Raw genomic sequence first — 18684 nt, 5'->3', positions numbered from 1 at the left:
ATTTTTAATCAACTCGCCCTGGCTGTTATACTGATAACCGCAGTAAATCGGCTGTTTTGCAATAGCATAAATCGAACTTTCATAGAAAAAGATCTCCTTCCCCCAGCGTTCGTTGCAATCACGGATGATGGCACGGTAAGGACGATAGGCGCAAATGTTGTCGTAGACGAAGCGGATGATTTCAACCCATTCGGGAATCACCTCGATTTTTCCGTTGCCGAGGTAGCGAATGCCATACATTTTCGCATCGCTGCAAAGTCGTCCGCTGTCTTTCTTGATACGAAAAGCGTTGATGCTGTTCTGCCGTTTCTTTTGCAAATCCTCATAGAGAATCTGATTTTTGATCAGTGTAATCAACTGCTGATCGAACTTGCTCAAATCAATCGTTCCACCCTGAACCTGCAGAACTTTGACATTGTTTTCCTTGAGAAGCTGATTGATGTGTCCTTCCAGAAAGCTCCCGTTGATCGGACGATACAGCCGGGTCAATTCATTAACCAGCACAAAATCAACCTCGGAAAGTTTGAGCAATACCTGACTCAGCCCCAGACGGAAATCCTTTTTCGTACTTTGCGTGAGACTCCAATTCATATATGCTTTGTCAAGCCTGGCAATTTCCTCCGCTCCCACAGGATAAGTCTCCCCACTGGTGTTCAGGTCCTTATAAATGCCAATTACCTCAAGTTTTTCTTTTGCCGCCAGCTTCTTGCAGTTGGCAATCTGTGCCTCCACCGACTCCGAAAAATCATCCTTCCCACTGCTCTGACGTGCATAAATCAACGCTTTCATTGCCCAATTCTCCTTCCGCTTTTCTTCTTGTCATCGCTAATATACTGCATATAAGTATATTTGACAAGTTATCTTTGTAGTAATTGCGATTATTGCCATTCTGGCAGCGATGCTGCTGCCCGCTTTGAACAAGGCGCGGGAGCGTGGGATGAGCTCACGCTGCCTCGGCAACGTCAAGCAGCTGGGGCAGTACAGCAGCATGTATTCGATGGAGTATGAGGACTACATTCCGCTGGCTACCAACAATCCTGGCGAATCCTACACCTGGGCGCCGTCGTGGATTCCATTGCTCTGGCGGTACGCGTATCCGCAGGACAAGTCCAATGGTTCGGATATTGTGGCCGCACTGGATACAGCGAATTCGAATGTCTTCGTCTGTCCCTCATTCCGGATTGAGCAGGACTGTCATTCCGGTTACAGTATGAACTGGAGCGTCAACATGAAGAAGGATATCTACACCATGCCGAGCGCCGCAAATCAGGAGCGGCGGAAAGTCAGTTTCGCCAAATATCCCTCCCGGACGTTTCTGATTATCGATGACAGCGGAATTCGATCCTTTTCCTCCCGCGGGGAGATCGGGCGGCTGCTGACGGTTCAGGGACTGAACGCGGCTCGTTGCCCGGCGTCAGCGATTGTGAGTCCGTGGATCACCCGTCATGGGGGGATGTCGCTGAACGTCGCCTATCTCGACGGCCACGCCGCCACCACTCCCGCCGGGAAGATGTATCTGGGAGGATATAAGGGAATCTTCTGGACCGGGTTTTACGATCCCACCGTGGATTGACACCGGGCAGAGAAGGATTGGGAAAGAGTTCAACAAGGAGAAAAGGAATGAAACAAATCTGGATTTTTTTACTGCTTGCCGCAGCGATGTTCCCCCGGGCGGAAGCGGAGATCCGGCGGTACACCGATACCGCTTCGCTCAAAAAATCGGGAGTCACCTGGTATGCGGCAACCGGACACACGTTTCAGCCGGAGGTTTCGACCGAAGTGAAGACTCCGGACGGGGAAAATTCTCTGGCTCTGAAAATCGTCCAGTCCCCCGCCGATGGGAAGTCTTTCGGCAAACAGGTCAATTTTCTGCACAAGGGCGCGGTCGGGAAGGGGTGGAAATACCGGATCCGTTTCTTCTACAAGGGGAGTGTCCCCGGAAGCATCTCCTATGTGGCGGCGCGGCAGTATCCGCCCTATTCCGCCATTGGAAAACGGGCTGGGCGCACGTTGAAGGTGACCACCGACTGGCAGAAGGAGGTGCGGGAATTTGTCGTCGAAGACGAGGTCGGCTCGCCGCTGGCGTTCCCGCGCTTCATGGTGGGGCTTTATCCGGCGGGGGGTGTGCTCTACCTCGGACCGGTTTCGGTGGAACGGCTGGACCGCAGTTATGAATCGCTCCTTTCGAACCGCTGGCTGTGGCTCGCCGACCCGGAGAACAAACTGCCGGTCGATCAAATTCCGCCGAGCGCCGCTCCGGCGGAACTGCGTGGAAACTCCTTCGATATCGCGCAGGCGGAAGGAGGTTTCCAACCGAAGGCGTGTGCAGTGTTCTATCAGGAGTTCACCGCTCCAGCCGACGGAGAGATGACGCTCGGGATGGCGGCCGACTGGTGCTTCGCCTGTTATATCAACGGTGAGCTCGCATACAATACGCTCAAGCAGGGGAATCTCTCGCAGGATTATGCGCCGGAGAATCACGTGTTCAATGTTCCGGTCCGCAAGGGGCGGAACCTGATCGCGGTGAAGGTGTTCGCCGGTTCGAAGGGGTGGCGGTTCGTCTGCGGGAAGGTCCCGGCGGTCTCCGGCAACCTCGCGCTGGCGCGGCTGTTCAAGCCGGCGGCGGGGAAGGAGTTCCGCCCGGTCGATCCGGCTCGTTTTCTCGAAGTGAAGCCGGGGACGGCGCTGGATTTCTCGCAGTTGACGGAGCGCCATCTCCCCGCTGGGAAGTTCGGGCGGCTTGTCGTCCGTGAGGACGGGCGGCCCGCGTTCGAACAGCGGAAGGAGAAGCCGGTGCGCTTTTTCTCCTTCAACTGGTGCATCAGCGGCATGTGGCGGCCGGAGTATCACAAGTGGGACAAAACGAAAATGGACCGCTTTGCCGACGCGGTGCTGCGCCGCGGTTACAATCTGGTGCGCATCCATATTCCGGAACGGTTTTTCGTGGGCTGGGATATTCTGGCGAAATACCGCAAAAACACCGAGAAGGATGTCTCGATTCCGCAGACCGTCGCGGAGTTGGAGGAGGTGCTGGACAAAGGCAATCTCGACCGCTTCGACTACCTCGTTGCCGCATTCCGCAAACGGGGCATCTACGTCACCTTCGACCTGGCGGGACGGGCGATGATCACCCGTGTCGGCACCGCGTCGCACGAGGACGGCTTCAAGGCGCACCTCTTTCACAGTCAGGTTCACCGCAATCACTGGAAGCTCTTCACCGACTATTTGATGAAACATGTCAACCCCTACACCGGAACCGCCTACCGGGATGAACCGGCGATTGTGCTGGTGAATTTCATCAACGAGCAGGATCTGCGGTTCGCTTCCGGACTGGCCTTCCTGACCGGACCGTTCCGGGAGAGTCTGCGGGCGAAGTACCGGAGTGACGCGGCATTGTCGGCGGCCTGGGGCGTGCCGGTCACCTTCGACACGGTTCCGGAGATCACCGAATCGGATCTGCGCGGCGGAGGCCGCCGGGCGCAGGACACCGGCGATTTTCTGATCGCGACCATGCGGGAGATGACCACCTGGTTCTACCGGACCATCCGGGCGACCGGGTATCCGGGGCTGGTCAACCACTGGGATATGATCATGCGGACTCTGGAGCTGCCGGGGCGTGCGCTGCTGCCGGTGGTGGCGCAGCACACCTATTTCGCCCATCCGAATTCAATACCGCCGCTTGGAATCATCCCCAAAAGCGTGCGGCCAAACTCCTTCGTCGGGAATCACGCCTCCGACTGTGTGGTTGGGCAGGAGAGTTCGCTCAAATCCAGCTATTTCCGGGCGGCGGCGGCGGCGCGTTTTCTCGACCGGCCGTTTTTCGTCACGGAGTACTCCCACAGTGCGCCGAACCGTTTCCGGCACGAACGCGGCCTCTATTTCTCCAGCTACGCCGCGCTGCAGGATTGGAGCGCGCTGGTGTCGCACGCCGACACGGTCCGGCTGCATCTGGACCCCTTCCTCAAGTTCGACAGCGCTTACGACCCGATTTCGCGGGTGAACGAGGCGCTGACCGCGTTGATCTACCTGCGCGGCGATGTGAAGAGTGCGCCCCATTCGGTGGCGCTGGAGATGAAGAGTGAAACGCTGTTTCCCAACCACTACCTTGCCGCCGTCGGCGACGACTACGCGAAACTCGCCTTCGTGACCCGGCTCGGCATTCTCTACCCGGAGATCAAGCCGCTGGAGCCGGTGGGGAAGGCCGACCCGACGGTGACGATCGTGCCGGACGCCTTTTCGCCGCTCTCGGTTTCGCAGTGGTACGTGCAGGCGGCCACCTCGCAGAATGGAAAAGAAAAGGAGCTCTTCCCGCTGCTGCGCCGCCGGGGAATCCTCTCCGCCGCCAATCCGACCGACCCGGCAAAAGGGATTTACGCGAGCGAAACCGGGGAACTGATCCTGAACACCGCCGCCGAAACGATGACCGTGGTGACGCCGCGCCTGGAGGGGGCGATCGTGAAGAAGGATCAGCCGGTCGAACTGGGCGCGCTTTCCATCCGCCGCTGTACAGTTCCGGCGTCGGTGGCGCTGGCGGCCCTCGACGGAACCCGGCCGCTGAAGGAGGCGAAGCACCTGTTGCTCATGTTCTCCACCAACGCATTCAACACCGGGCAGATCTTCGACACGAAGGAGCAGCGGATCTGCTTTGAATCGGGCAACTATCCGGCGCTGATCGAGGCGGGGAAACTGGAACTGGCCTTCGACAACGCGGGCCGCGGAACGCCGGAGGTGTGGGCGCTTCACTTCGACGGCACCCGTTCGGAGAAGATTCCGGCGACGGTGCGGGAGGGGAAACTGCTTCTGCAGCTCGACACCGCGAAACTGAAGAACGGAGCCGCCTTCTTCGAGATCCTCTATTGAAAAACCGGAAGGAAAAGCAATCCGGTACTTGACGAAACGATCGAGAGGATGTATTCTTCCCGAAGGAAGTGAGCCGGCCGGCACCCGGGCCGGAAGGAACGGAGTTCGGCCGGAAATTCGGGAGGAAGAATGGAGAAAAGTGCGCCGCTTGTATATCCGCGTGCCGACTATCTGCGGCGGAAGTTCCCCTTTTCCATCGGTTGTTTCCGTCATCGCCCGGGGGATTTCCCGCCGGACCAGTACCATGTGCGGGAGTTCTACAAGATCGTCTACTTCTTCCGGGGGGAGGGGGAGTATCTGGTCGACGGCCGGCGATATCCGATTCAGAGCGGAACGGCGATTCTGGCGCATCCGCGGTTTAAAACGACCTACCGGATCGAGGGGGCCGCGCTGGAGTTGTGCAACATCCTTTTTCTGCCGGAGTTCCTCCGGGAATTTCTGGTGAAACTGAAGACCCGCTCCGGCTTCTTCTCGATCTTCAACGAGGATGAGCCGGTGATGAGCGGGCTCTATGTATTCCCCTGCGTGAAGGAGCTGGAGAAACTGATCCTCCGCATGCAGGAGGAGTACAATGCCTGCGAGGAGAACTATCAGGTCACCCTTGAACTGCTGCTGGCCGACCTCCTGATTCAGCTCTCCCGGAACGCGCAGAAGGGAATGCTCAAATTCAAGTCCGAGGATATTTTCAGTTCCCTGAATCAGCTGCTCGAAGCGCATTGCACCGAACCGTTTTCGCTGGCGGAGACCGCGGCGAAATTCGGCGTCACCCGGAGCCATCTCTGCCGGCTGTACCGGAGCAGGAACGGTTCCACCATCATGGCCGAACTGAACCGCCTGCGGTTGGCGGAGGCGAAGCGGCTGCTGCTGGAAACGGATCTCTCCGTTACGGAAGTCTGCTACAAATGCGGTTTCCGCGATCTCTCCTGCTTTTTTCGGAATTTTCATCGGGAGATGGGGGTGACGCCGCTCGCTTTTCGAAAAAGTGGACGTGGTTGATTTTTTTTAAATTTTCAGGAGAGGAATGGAAATTTCATCCATGTTTTTTCTCGATATCAGAATATAATATCTGATAGAGCGCAGCAACTGCAACACGAAAAGAGTGGATGAATCATGAAAAAAAGACCGATTGTCGCCGCCTACTACTTCCCGAACTGGCACAGTGATCCGCGCATTGAGGCACTGCACGGAAAAGGGTGGACCGAATGGCGTGTCGCCGAATATGCCACCCCCCGTTTCCCCGGGCATGTGCAGCCGCGGGTGCCGCTGTGGGGGTATCAGGATGAATCGCTGCCGGAGGTCATGGGGCAGAAGATCGCCGCGGCGAAGCGGTACGGCGTGGATGCGTTCATCTTCGACTGGTACTGTTTCAACGACGGTCCGTACCGGGCCCGCGCGCTGGACAACGGATTTCTGGGGGCGCCGAACTGCCGTGATCTCCAGTTTGCCCTGATGTGGTGCAACCACAACCCGATCTACGCGCATCCGGGCAGCTACTGGAAGCCGGCGGAGAAGAACTGGGACGGCGAAACCATCACGCCGGAAAATTTCCGCTCCTGGTGCGATTTCTATATCGAACACTACTTCCGCCAGCCCAACTATCTGCGGGTGGATGGCGGATTGTATTTCTCCATCTGGCAGCCGCTCAAGATGATCGATGGATTCGGCGGAGAAGAGGCGGCGGCCGCTCTCTTCCGTGAATTCCGCGCCAAAGTGGAACAGGCGGGGCTGGGGGAACTCAATCTCAACGCGCACTGCACGGCGCCGGGACGCACTCCGGAAGTTCTGATGGCGCACGAAGCCGCGCTCAAGCGGGCGGGATTCAACTCCATCTCCAACTACGGCTGGGGATTTGCCGGGCGGATGCAGCAGCTGAAAGTGGACTATTTGAGCTGGATGCGCGAGGCCATGCCGGTTCAGGAGATGTACTGCCGCACCTTCACGCTGCCCTGTCCGCCGTTGGCGGCACAGGGGTGGGACTCCAGTCCGCGCACGGTGCAGTCCGACATCTACGATCTCTCACGCGGCTACCCGTTCACTCCGATCGTGGTGGATGGCACGCCGGAACTCTTTCAGGAGGCGCTGCAGTCGTTGAAAGCGCTTTACGATCAGGGAATCTCCAAAAGCGAAATGATTCAGATCGCCTGCTGGAACGAATGGACCGAGGGGGCCTATCTGGAGCCGGACACCCGGTTCGGCTACGGCTACCTCGAAGCGGTCCGTAATGTATTCGGCACTTCCCCGGACCGGTAGGGTAGGGGGATGGTCGCGCGGAATTCCGGCCGCGCGACCGGTTCTTCGAGAGATTTTCGTCAGATACGGTGGAAGACAAAAGAGAGGAGGAACAGGCATGGGCAGAATGTGGAAAAATTCAGGAAAATCCGGAAATGTTTTTACCCTCATCGAACTCCTGGTTGTAATTGCGATCATCGCCATTCTGGCGGCGATGCTGCTGCCGGCGCTGAACAAGGCGCGGGAACGGGGAACGACGGTCCGTTGTCTCAGCAACATCAAACAGCTCGGGCAGTACTGCGGCATGTATTCGATGGAGTACGATGACTACATTCCGCTGGCCAGCAACAATCCCGGTGAATCTTTCACCTGGGGGCCGTCGTGGATTCCGCTGCTGTGGCGATATGCCCATCCCGGCGATAAGACCAATTCATCGGATATCGTAACTCGTCTGCATTCGGGCGGTGCAAATTCCTTTGTCTGCCCCAGCTTCAAAGTGGAACCCAACCGTTACAGCGGCTACAGCATGAACTGGAGCGTCAACATGAAAAAAAATATCCAAACCATGCCGAGTGCGGCGAATCAGGAACGGCGGAAGACCAGTTTCACCAAATATCCCTCCCGGACCTTTCTGATGATCGATGACAGCGGTCTGAATTCCTATGCCGCCCGGGGAGAGATCGCGCGCCTGCTGACCATACGGGGACTGAATGCGGCCCGCTGTTCTATCTCCGCGGTTACAAATCCGTGGATCACCCGCCATGGCGGGATGGCGCTGAACGTCGCTTATCTCGACGGCCACGCCGCCACTACTCCGGCCGGGAAGATGTATCTGGGCGGCTACAAGGGAATTTTCTGGACTGGATTCTACGACGAAACCGTCGATTGAAAATTTAATTCGAGCAATCTTCCGCAAATGACAATGGCATTTTCCCGGGAGAGAGAAATTATGGTATCGGACAACGAAAGGACTTTGTATGTTTTGCAGACAATTGACATGGATTCTGGCATCGGCGGCCATACTGGCGGCGATCGGTGCGGAGCCGTTGAAAATCCGCGGCACTGCATTCGCCAACTGGTGGCGCATCGGGGAGACGGTCTGCTTCAAAGGGGACCGGCCGATTCCGGAGAGTGACCGCATCCGGGTGAAGGTGACCGACGTCACCGGGAAACCGGTCTTCACCGGGGAGGTCGGCGGCCGGGAGTTCAACGAAAAAGGGTGGCGCTGGCTTCCGCCGTCGCCGGGGTATTTCGAGGCGGAGTTTTTCCGCAGCGGCAGTGTGAACGGCGACGTTGCCGAACAGTACCGGTTCCGGGTCTACAAGCAGGATCGTCACACAAAGAAATATTCTCTCGCCGGTGATACGCAAATTCCGGTGACGAAACATCCGTTCGGCGTGGCCACACCCACCCGGCCGGTGGCGGAGATTTCGCCCGTGTTCGGCATGTCGCCGCACTTCGGCCGCTACCGGGACTTTCTGCCGCTTTCGCGGCTGGTGGGATTCCGGGGAATCCGGGTGCACTACATCGACTGGGCGAAACTGGAGAAGGAAAAGGGGGTATGGAACTGGAAGGCGCTCGATGAGTTCATGAAGCTTGCCCGGGAGTACGGCTACTCCGAAGAGGACATCACGCTCAATCTGATGGGGACGCCCCGCTGGGCCTCCACCCGGCCGGACGCCACCTGGATCAACATCTGCATTCAGGAGTACAAGACGGTGATTCCGAAGCAGATGGAGGATTGGCGGAACTTCATCCGCGCCGTGATGCGCCGCTACCCCGGTGTGAAGAAGTACGAGCTCTGGAATGAACCGCATCTCATCGGCTACTCCTGTTTCTGGAGCGACAGCGTCGAGAACTTCGTCGCCCTGCTGAAGGCCGGTTACGAGACCGTCAAGGCGGAAAATCCGGACGCGGTCGTGCACCTCGGCGGCATCGGCATGCGGTATCTCCCGTTTTACCGGGAACTTCTGAAGCTCGGCGGCGACCGCTACTACGATGTTCTGCCGATGCATGGAAGCTGGGTGCAGATGGCTCCGTTCCGCCGGATGGAAAAACAGTTTGGCCGGAAGAGCAAGCCGTGGCTCAGCAGCGAGTGGCATGCGATGCTGTTGCGCGCCTCCTTCCCGTGGCCGAGTGAACCGATGCAGACGCGCAACATGCTCTGCGATTTCCTCAATCAGGTACGTCAGGGGGCGCAGGAGGTGGATTTCTTCTGCATCGTCAATGCGCCGAACTTCGAGAAGGAGTGTTTGCCGTGGATGAAGAAGTTCGATCCGGGCAGTGCGAGCCACGTCTCCGGACTCTTTCGCAAGACGCCGTTTCTGGCGCCGCGCTATCAGGCGCTGGCGTGGCATGTGCTTTCCGATCTGGTGCGGGGGAAGCTGACCGTGCACGACGGATTCCGCTTCGGCGACGGGAAGGATCAGTGCGGCATTCTGCTTTCGAGCGACGCCGGTGAACTGCTGATTTTCTGGACCGAAGGGGAGAAACCGGTCCGGATCGACCGGGAGCTGGCGAACATCGTCGCCGCGTCTGTTGTCTGTGAAGCGGACGGCCGCCCGGTATCCCGCCCGGCGGAGATGACGCTCGCTCCGGAGTTCTACTACATCGCCCGCAATCCGGACCGGAAACTGCTTGCGGCGGCGAAGGGGCGCGGTGCCGAGGTGCTGATTCCGCAGGGAAAAGCACTGCCTCTCTCACACGAGATGCACGGAAACTACCTGCCGGGCAAGCTCTTCGACGCCAAGCTGGAACTGACCGCCGCCGGGCGGCGTGCACCCCGGATGGCGCTCGCGGAAAAGGTGGTGTGCGATGCCTCCGCCCGGGCGGGGGAGATCGCCGGGTTCTTCTCCGTCGCGCTGGACCGGGAGAACTTCGAACTCTACGCGGAGCTGGAGGATGCGGTGCACCATCCAGTTCCGGGGGAGGCCCCGTGGAAAGGCGACAGCATTCAGTTCGCGTTTGACGGCGGCGGGAAGGGGCTGGCCGGTGACCGGATTGAGTTTGTTCTGACGCTGGACCGCGAGGGGCGTGCCGGTGTGGTGAAGAACTTTGCCGCGCCGCTCGGCGGCGATCTGCCGGAGCGTTATACCCCGGCAAATGAACCGATGCGGACCGCGGCCGTCGCCGGGGAGCGGCGGAACGGGCGGACCGTTTACCGTCTGCGGCTGCCGGTTTCGGAGCTCTATCCGCTCACGGTTCCGCCGAATGGAACGCTCCGTTTCTCGTTGTTGGCGAACAACAACGACGGGAGCGGCCGGGCGTATTACCGGGAGTGGGCGAGCGGCATCGGCGGCGAGAAAAGTCCGGCGGAGTACGGCGATCTGACGGTGCTGCAGCCGGCGCGGGAGCTGTTGAAGGGGCGTCCGTTTCGTCCGTTCCGGCAGGGGGCGGATCAGCGCCTTGCCGCCACGGCGAACGGGTATCGTGTCGATGCCGGAGCAATCGGCAGAAAGGATGCTGCCGGGGTAGCGGTGAGCGTGGGGAATCTGCTGCCGAACGCCTCATACCGACTCACATTCCGGGCGCGCGGCACGGCACAGCTCGAAGTGGTCAGTTTTGCCGGCGCTCCGCGGATCGACCTTGTGAAGCGCACTTCGCTCAAGCCGGAGTGGCAGACGTTTGAAGCGGTTCTGACTCTGCCGGAAGGGCGGAATGCGGCTTCGCTGAATTTCTTCGCCTGGGAACAGCCGGGCGTCTTCTTTGAAGTGAGTGATATCAGCCTTACACCGTATTGATTGCGGAGAACCGGCAACGGAAGCATCTGTCGTGCGAGATGGCGCGGAGCCTCATACAGCGTGCGGCAGATGCTTTCTCTTTCGCTCTGCTCCGTCAGGGGAGGATCTCCGGCAGTTTCTCGATGAATGTCCGGATCTCATCCCGCACCCGCCGGTAGCAGGCAAGTTTCTCCTCCCCGGTTTGACACGATTCGGCGAGGCGGGGGGGATCGTCGAAGCCGACATGAACGACCCGGGTTTTGCCGGGAAAGACGGGGCAGCTCTCCCGGGCGTTGCCGCAGACGGTGATCACATAATCAAACTCCTGGGTCGGCAACTCCGGGACCAGTTTGGATTTCTGTGCGGAAATATTCACTCCGGCTTCGGCCATCACTTTGACGGCATAAGGATTCAGCCCATGTGTTTCGATTCCGGCGGAGTACGCTTCGACCACATCGCTTTTCAGCGCGCGCGCCCAGCCCTCCGCCATCTGGCTGCGGCAGCTGTTGCCGGTACAGAGAAACAAGATTTTCACCATAACCCAATTCCGTACTGCTTTTCTGCATTTTTTCTGAAAACGATGGAAATGCAAAAATGTCCTTTGCCCTTTTTATTTGGTTCCGGGGAAATCGGCCTGTTCCGTTTCGACGGGGGAGGCGCTGGAGGCAAAGGGATCAGCAAGCCGTTTAACAGCCATGAACACGATACTGGCGGCAATGAAAATGAGCAGAACAATGGTCATAATCTTCTTTGTTCTGTCCCCGTCGCCGCAACAGCAGGAGGTCGATCCTTTTTCGGCGCCACCGTCTCCGCAGCAGCAGGGAGCGGCAGCTTCGGCCGGAGCTCCACTGCAGCAGGGGGAATCGGTCGCCTGCGCTTCGGAGGACGCGCACTGCCCGCCGCAATCACACGCCGGAGCGGTGAGAAAACCGGCAATTTCATCCGCCGTGAGCACCTTGCCGGAACTGACGACCTTTCCATTCACGACCAGTGCCGGCGTCATCATGACGCCGAATGCCGTGATCTGATTGATCTCCTCGATCTTTTCAATTTCGCAGGGAAGGTTGAGCCGTTCCGCCGCCAGTTTTGCATTGTCGGCGAGTTTTTTGCACTTGTCACAGCCCGAACCGAGAATCTGAATTTTTGTCATTTTTTTTTGCTCCTTTTTCTTATGTATGATTACACCAGCAGAAGGTCAAACAGATAGCCGCCGATCACCGCGGTGAAGAAAATCAAGGCGACGATCGCCGCGACGATTCGCGCTTTGAAGATGCTCAGCAGCATCGACATCTCCGGAATCGCCATGCCCGCGCCGCCGATGATCAGGGCGATCACGGCGCCGAGGCTCATCCCTTTCTGCACCAGTGCCAGTCCGATCGGAATCGCGCTTTCCGCCCGGATGTACAGCGGCACCCCGACCAGCGCGGCAACCGGAATCGCGAACCGGTTCTCCGGCCCGGCCAGTGAGACGATCCACTCCTGCGGAATGTAGCCGTAGATGGTCGCTCCGATCGCGGTGCCGACAATCAGATAAATCAGCACGCGCTGAAGATCGCCGTAAGCGTCGAAAAACGCTTTTTTCAGCTTGCCCCGGAATGCGGCGGGCACTGCCGGTCCGGAAGATTCCCCGGAACAGCAGCTCGTTCCCGGTTCCGCTAGTTTGCGCACATAGCGTTCGGCGTGAAATATCTTCATCAGCCACCCGCCCGCCATCGCCGAGCCGAAGCAGGCGAAGAAGTAGATCAGACACGCCTTCCACCCCATAAGGCTCCAGACCATGCCGACGATGATCGGGTTGAGCAGCGGGGAGACCAGCACGAACGTGAGAACCGGGCCGATGGAGACGCCGGCGTTCAGCAGTCCCAGCGTCAGCGGAATGGTCGAGCAGGCGCAGAAGGGGGTGATGCTTCCGAGCAGTGCGGCCATGAAATATCCGGCGCGCCCGGAGAGATACCGGCCGAATTTCTCCCGGGGGATGTATTGCAGAATCAGGGAAATCGCGGTGCTGATCGAGAGAAAAAGCACCACCAGTTCCAGAAAGATGAAGCCGAAGTAGTCGAGGGTATCCAGCAATGTGTTCATGGTGTCATGTCCTTTGTGGAGGTTGTTGCAATGTTACCAGTTCCCGTAGAAAAATCCCAGAAGGGTGGAAAACAGAATGACCAGAGAGACGAAGGCGACCGTTTTCCGGGGCCCCATCACGCTGTTGATGACCAGCATGTTCGGCAACGAGAGCGCCGGTCCGGCCAGCAGCAGCGCCAGAGCGGGACCTTTCCCCATGCCCGCTCCGATCAGACCTTCCAGAATCGGGACCTCCGTCAGGGTCGCAAAATACATGAAAGCTCCGGCAAATGCGGCAAAAAAGTTGGCAAGCAGAGAGTTGCCGCCGACCAGTTTTTCGACGTATCCGGAGGGAATCAGCCCTTCCTGCCCGACGCGGCCCAGCAGAAGTCCGGCAATCAGCACGCCGAAGAGCAGAAGCGGCATGATCTTTTTCGCAAAATCCCAGCTGGTTTCAAACCAGATTCGCAGTTCGTTCTCCCCGGCTGTGCTGGTCAAAGCACCGATGCCGAGAAATCCCGCGGTGAACGCCAGCAACGGCATGTCGGGGAACACTACCGCCAGCACAACCACCGGAACGGCCACGCAGGCAAGTTTCCACCATTTCATGCCGTAATACCGGACCAGCATGAAGCCGAGCACGAGGGCGGCCAGAGAGGTCAGGTACCATTTGACGCTCCAGATCGCCAGCCAAAATGCGCCCGAATCGTCGGATTTCCCCAGATTCGCAAACACCAGAATCGCGATCATGCTGCCGATGTACAGGACATTCTGCCGGAGCGGTCTTCCGGATTCCACATCAACTGGATCGGCCGCCATGCGCGCCTTTTCCTGTTCTTCCCGGCGGAAGATCAAGTGCATGCACACGCCGATCACGATCGAAAGACCGATCGCTCCGACTGCGCGGGCGATTCCGAGTTCAACGCCCAGCACCCGGGCAGTCAGTACGATCGCCATGATGTTGATGGCGGGGCCGGAATAGAGAAAGGCGGAGGCTGGTCCGAGACCCGCTCCCATCTTGTAGATCCCCGCGAACAGAGGAAGAATCGTGCACGAGCAGACCGCCAGGATTGTACCGGAAACAGATGCGACCAGATACGCGATCCATTTTTTCGCCTTCGGCCCCAGATACCGCATGACCGCTCCCCGGCTCACAAATACGCCGATCGCTCCGGCGATGAAGAAGGCCGGAACCAGACAGAGCAAGACATGTTCTCTGGCATACCATTTCACCAACGCCAGCGATTCGATGACCGCATGGTCGAACCGTTCCGTCCCCACCGGCAGACAGTAGCAGAAGAGAAATCCTCCGACGAGTCCGGCCAGCCATTTCCATTGTGTTTTCCACATGTTGCGAAATCTTTATTTATTTAGCTGAAAGACAAAATGAAACGTCAAAAAAAAATACAATTACTTCTGCTGTTTCTCGCCGAGGCACTGAAGGACCGGCAGAATGCACGGGCAGGCAAGGCGGTAGAAGACCTGCTTGCCCCGCTTGTCGTCGACGATGATTCCGGCATTTTTCAGGATGGCCAGATGTTGACTCATGGTGGCGAACCGGATGCCGACCGCTTCGACAAATTCGCAGACGCAGTGCTCCTGACCATCCGCAAGCTGCTTGACGATCCAGAGCCGTGTGGGGTGGCCGAGCGCCTTGAAGACCTCCGCTTCGTGGCGGCAGCACTCTTTGTCGAATTTCAGCATGGATTCTCCTTTCATTTAGTAATATAACTAAATATCGTAATTTTTCAAGCTCAATTTGGAAAAAATTATCTCCGCCTTCTGACAGACTGTTGCGAAAAACAAAATCAACATAGAATGAAAACAGAAATGTCGTCTAAAAAAAATCCCCGCGATTGCGGGGGGGAGGATTTTGCCACGATTTTGCCACGAGGCGATGGCAATGTGTCTTTGCTGAATTTTTCACCGGGGAACCCCGGGCATCTTCCTGGAAGGAGCGATATCGGTTTGCGCCGTGCGGTGAGGCGGCAACGGAAGCATCTGTCGTGCGAGATGGCGAGAGCTCTCGCATACACCGTGGTGCGGCAGATGCTCCGTTCGTTTCCCGCTCTGCTATGACCGGTTCTTCCGGAACGCTTCCAGCAGTACGCGTTTGCGCGGATTGTCCTGCGACGGCTCGAGTTCATCGTCGGAAGGACCGGCGTATTCCAGACTCCAGATCTTCGCCTCGCGGAAGGCGTGGTAGGTCCAGTCCCACTGGTTCTCTTCGAAGACGGTGATGTAGTCCCGCAGAAACTGGTCTGCTCCGTCGAGACAGGCGCGGGTGGAGAATTCGCCGACGTAGATTTTCGCCTGATGATCCCGGGCGAACCGTTTCACTGCCTTCAGGCGGTTGCGCACCCCCTCCAGATTCCACGGGGCGCCGTAAAAGGTCCCGGGATAGGTCGGTCGCGGTTTCCCCGCCTCCCGGTCTCTCTTGGAATAGGGCGTGTGGGTGTAGGCAAACGGATCGTAGCAGTGTACCTCGTAAATGATGTTCTTCAGCTTCATCGGCGAGAGGTAGTCGAAGGTGTACTGGGAACTGCGCAGATTGGAGGCGACGTAGATCGGCGTCTCCGGATCGATCCGGCGGATCGCCTGCGCCGCCTTGTGCTGAATCTCCCAGTAGTCGTATTTCGTCGGGTAGTTCTGGCGGGGCTCATTGAACAGGCCGTAGCCGTAGAGAGCCGGATGATCCTTGAATTTCGTCGCCATCCGTTCCCACAATGCGACGAAACGGGTTACCGCTTCATCGCTGCCGAAGATGCCGGGAGAATTCTTCTGCGTGTCATTTCCACCGGGAACCATGTGCAGGTCGATGATCACTTTGATGCCGTACTTCTGCCCGAGATCGAGTACTTTGGGAATGACGTTTTCAATCTTGTCATCCATCGCCCGGTTGTAGAGTTCCGGCTTGTTCCGGGCCCAGTCCGCGGCAACGTTGAGCTGGAGCCGCAGCAGATTGACGTTCCACTGTTGCAGTACCCGGAAATTCTCCTCGTTGGCCTGATCGTGGATCGGGCTGACCACTCCCCGGTGGACCGGCCGCGCCTTCACCGCATCGGAGTACTCGCACTGGTACCCGATGTTGCATTTTTGGAAACTGGTGACGATGCGGAAGGTGGAGAGGTCGTAGCGGAGCTTGCCTGAGACATTCTGCACGACAAAGCGCAGTTCCGCCTCCGCGGCATCCGGGCTTACGGTGTGGCTGAAGGTGAGCTTTTTGGCAAAAGTACCGTAATGCCCGTTGCTTTCGGCGTAATGTTTCTGCCCGTCGGGGGTGGTGTAGAGCAGCATGAATTTTGTGCCGAAATGACGCTGTTCCGGTTTCGTCAGATGGTCCGCCTGTGCATCCACCGAGAAGGTGACGACGCTGTTCCGGCAGGGGGTAAGGTCCACCTTGTAGATGACACCGTTCAGGCCGGCGGCTTTTTCCGGCGGAACGTTGATGAGAACCTCCTTCCCCTTGCGGACCGCGCAGCCGATGACGCGGGCGTTTTCCGGTTTGAGAAATTGTTCCCCGCCGGCGCAGACGGGAAGCAGCGCCAGACCGAGCAGCAGAGAGAACCACTTCATGAAAACTATTCCTTCCTGTTTTTCTTGAATGCGTTGAGGAGTACTTCCCGACGGGGCGTCGTCGGGACGCGGACAAGGTCGTCGTCCGCGGTTCCGGCATATTCGACATCCCATCCCTTGGATTCGCGGAAGGCGTGATAGGTCCAGTCCCATCCGTATTCCTCAAACACTTTGATGCAGGAGGCGAGATATTGTTCCGCTCCCGGCGCATAGGCCGGTGCCGAAAATTCGCCGACGTAGATCTTCGCCTTGAACCGCTGCTCGAAGGCGCGGACATAGGTGAGTTTTTTCCGGATCTGGACGAGATCACCGCTCCAGTGCGTACCGTAATAGTCGCCCGGGAAGGTGTTCACCTTCACCCGGCCCGCTTTTCGATCGGCGGCTTTGCGGATGAAGTGGTGCGTGTAGTCGAACGGTTCGTAGAAATGAACCTGATAGATGATGTTCCGCAGTTTCAGAGGTTCGAGATAGTAGAAGGAGAGCGGACTGCACATCATGTTGCTCTCCACGTAGATCGGCGTTTCCGGGTCGATTGCCCGGATTCGCTTTGCCGCTTCGTACTGAAGATCGCGGTAGTTGTATTTGGCCGGCCGGTGCTGCTTGGGTTCGTTCATGAGGTCATAGCCGTAGAGGGCGGGATGGCGGTGGAATTTTTCGGCAATTTCCTCCCAGATCGCCAGATACTCCTTCACGGCGTCGTCGTTGTCGTACAGACCGTTGAAGTCCGGATTGTCGGTCATGCGGTTGCTTCCGGGAGCGGTGTGCAGATCGATGATGATTTTGATGCCGTATTTCTGCCCGAGGTCGAGCGCTTTCGGGATGACATTGTCGATCTTGTCGCGGATGAATGCCCGGTATTTCGCCGGTTCGCTGCGCGCCCACTGTTCACTGGTGTTGAGCTGAAGCCGCATCAGATTGACGTTCCAGCGCCGCAGTTCGCGAAAATCCTCCTCATCGGTCTGATTGCGGATCGGACTCATCACGCCGCGGTGGACCGGGCGGGCCTTTACGGCGTCGGAGTATTCGCAGACATACTCCTCCTTCGGCGGCGTGAAGAGCGGCGTGAACTCCAGACTGGCAAGATCGAATTCCGCTTTGCCGGAACAGTTGTTCAGTGAAATCCGCATTTTGCACTGTCTGGCGTAGGGATCGAGGGTGAAGCCGAACTGCAGTGTGCCGTTTTTGAGTGATTCGTTGCGGAAAAAGCCGCCGCCGAGCCGGTCGTGGCTGTCGTCGTCCGCCCGGTAGGAGAGGCGAAGGTCGATGCCTTTTCGACGGTCCTGATCAGGGCGGAAGCCGGTGAATTTGCCGCGGATCGTCCCGATCAGATGGCAGGAGGCGTATTGGCCGAGATCCAGAGTGAACTCCGCATAGTTCTCCAGACCCTCGCGTCCGGCAGGAACGTCGATGGTCAACATTTTCCCCTCGATTCTGGCCGCAGGGGTGCGTTTTGCCGGCTTTAGTTCGGGTTTGACGGTTTCGCCCGCCGCGGCAAATGCGACGAACAGACAGCCGGATAACAACAAATGCAGCATGGACATGATCTGTTTCCTCCTCAGAATCCGGGGACCGCGTGGACCCCGTATTCCATGAATCCATTTTCGTGGATGAGCTCGCCGCGACTCTGGGCCGCGACATGTCCATCCAGTGCGAGAACGTTGCACCGCGATGCGTGGCGGGTGACGACGGCGACGATGCTCGGATTGGTGGTGCCGTTGTTGCAAGGGTAGGCGAATTCACACGACTGGTAATAGAATCTCCAGGAATTGACATCCACCAGTCGCTGGGTATCCGCCAGCAGCGGGAATTTCGACGGCTCTTTGGGGATGAACATCCGCCAGTTGCCTCCCAGAACCTCCTGCGCATTGGTGCCGGTTCCGATCCGTTTGGTGTTGATCGTGTTGGGCCTGTTGAGCCACCAGCCGTTGTTGATGCCGTACCCGACGCCGCGGTTGTCTTCCTTGAAGGTGGGATCCGTGGATAGCTGCACAGCGGGGCAATAGGTGCCCTTGTAGGTTTTGATATATCCCGCGTTATAGAGGCGGCCGCGCCAGCTGGTCTTGTCCTCGAGATCCCAGGCATTGTATGGCGTCATGCCGTCGAAGTCGTTGCAGTAGGCTTGAAGGGTCAGACCGAGTTGACGGAGATTGTTCGTACAGCTGATCGCTTTGGCCCGGTCGCGCGCTTTGTTGAGTGCCGGAAGCAGCATGGCAGCGAGGATCGCAATGATTGCAATAAC

The 18684-nt window shown here is 58.1% G+C and carries 15 protein-coding genes; 6 read left to right on the top strand and 9 right to left on the bottom strand.

The features are described from left to right. Window positions 1-789 (bottom strand): recombinase family protein (locus ACMLHG_RS11380; RefSeq protein ID WP_417170571.1); only part of this gene is annotated, 789 nt, incomplete at its 3' end. Between the two features lie 148 nt (window positions 790-937). On the opposite strand from ACMLHG_RS11380, the gene ACMLHG_RS11375 reads away from it, so the two are divergent. From ACMLHG_RS11375 to ACMLHG_RS11350, 6 genes are all read left to right on the top strand, one after another. Beyond that, a complete protein-coding gene (locus ACMLHG_RS11375) occupies window positions 938-1573 on the top strand; it encodes a hypothetical protein (RefSeq protein WP_417170570.1) in 636 nt (211 codons plus the stop codon). A gap of 47 nt (window positions 1574-1620) precedes the next feature. Continuing rightward, a complete protein-coding gene (locus tag ACMLHG_RS11370; RefSeq protein WP_417170569.1) occupies window positions 1621-4860 on the top strand; it encodes a hypothetical protein in 3240 nt (1079 codons plus the stop codon). Window positions 4861-4989: 129 nt separating this feature from the next. Beyond that, complete coding sequence (locus ACMLHG_RS11365; protein ID WP_417170568.1) at window positions 4990-5856, top strand: helix-turn-helix domain-containing protein; 867 nt, start codon at window positions 4990-4992, stop codon at window positions 5854-5856. A gap of 114 nt (window positions 5857-5970) precedes the next feature. Next, the gene (locus ACMLHG_RS11360; protein WP_417170567.1) at window positions 5971-7110 is read left to right on the top strand and encodes a glycoside hydrolase family 99-like domain-containing protein; all 1140 of its coding nucleotides are present in this window, start codon (window positions 5971-5973) and stop codon (window positions 7108-7110) included. Between the two features lie 97 nt (window positions 7111-7207). After that, window positions 7208-7978, top strand: a complete 771-nt coding sequence (locus ACMLHG_RS11355; RefSeq protein ID WP_417170566.1) for a prepilin-type N-terminal cleavage/methylation domain-containing protein — start codon at window positions 7208-7210, stop codon at window positions 7976-7978. Between the two features lie 88 nt (window positions 7979-8066). Further along, complete coding sequence (locus ACMLHG_RS11350) at window positions 8067-10829, top strand: hypothetical protein (RefSeq protein WP_417170565.1); 2763 nt, start codon at window positions 8067-8069, stop codon at window positions 10827-10829. A 94-nt stretch (window positions 10830-10923) separates the two neighbouring features. Here the strand turns inward: ACMLHG_RS11350 and ACMLHG_RS11345 are convergent, their stop codons facing one another. From ACMLHG_RS11345 to ACMLHG_RS11310, 8 genes are all read right to left on the bottom strand, one after another. Next, window positions 10924-11346, bottom strand: coding sequence for an arsenate reductase ArsC (locus tag ACMLHG_RS11345; protein WP_417170564.1), 423 nt, complete (start codon window positions 11344-11346; stop codon window positions 10924-10926). Window positions 11347-11418: 72 nt separating this feature from the next. Beyond that, the gene (locus ACMLHG_RS11340) at window positions 11419-11958 is read right to left on the bottom strand and encodes a thioredoxin family protein (protein ID WP_417170563.1); all 540 of its coding nucleotides are present in this window, start codon (window positions 11956-11958) and stop codon (window positions 11419-11421) included. 29 nt (window positions 11959-11987) lie between these two features. Continuing rightward, window positions 11988-12890: a permease gene (locus ACMLHG_RS11335; RefSeq protein ID WP_417170562.1), complete on the bottom strand. Its 903-nt coding sequence runs from the start codon at window positions 12888-12890 to the stop codon at window positions 11988-11990. Between the two features lie 33 nt (window positions 12891-12923). Then, window positions 12924-14219, bottom strand: a complete 1296-nt coding sequence (locus tag ACMLHG_RS11330; protein WP_417170561.1) for a permease — start codon at window positions 14217-14219, stop codon at window positions 12924-12926. A 60-nt stretch (window positions 14220-14279) separates the two neighbouring features. Beyond that, window positions 14280-14573, bottom strand: coding sequence for an ArsR/SmtB family transcription factor (locus tag ACMLHG_RS11325; protein WP_294434539.1), 294 nt, complete (start codon window positions 14571-14573; stop codon window positions 14280-14282). Window positions 14574-14942: 369 nt separating this feature from the next. Next, on the bottom strand, window positions 14943-16445 hold the full coding sequence (locus ACMLHG_RS11320; protein ID WP_417170560.1) for a glycoside hydrolase family 5 protein: 1503 nt from the start codon (window positions 16443-16445) through the stop codon (window positions 14943-14945). 5 nt (window positions 16446-16450) lie between these two features. Then, entirely contained in the window at window positions 16451-17986 is a 1536-nt protein-coding gene (locus tag ACMLHG_RS11315) for a glycoside hydrolase family 5 protein (RefSeq protein WP_295810567.1), read from the bottom strand. Window positions 17987-18000: 14 nt separating this feature from the next. Continuing rightward, window positions 18001-18684: DUF1559 domain-containing protein (locus ACMLHG_RS11310; protein WP_417170559.1), on the bottom strand; the 684-nt coding region annotated here is incomplete at its 5' end.

Origin of the sequence: Victivallis sp. (assembly GCF_048170485.1) — a bacterium.
Lineage (GTDB): Bacteria > Verrucomicrobiota > Lentisphaeria > Victivallales > Victivallaceae > Victivallis.
The sequence above is the reverse complement of the archived record's forward strand: the minus strand, read 5'-3'. Positions and strand labels throughout refer to the sequence as shown.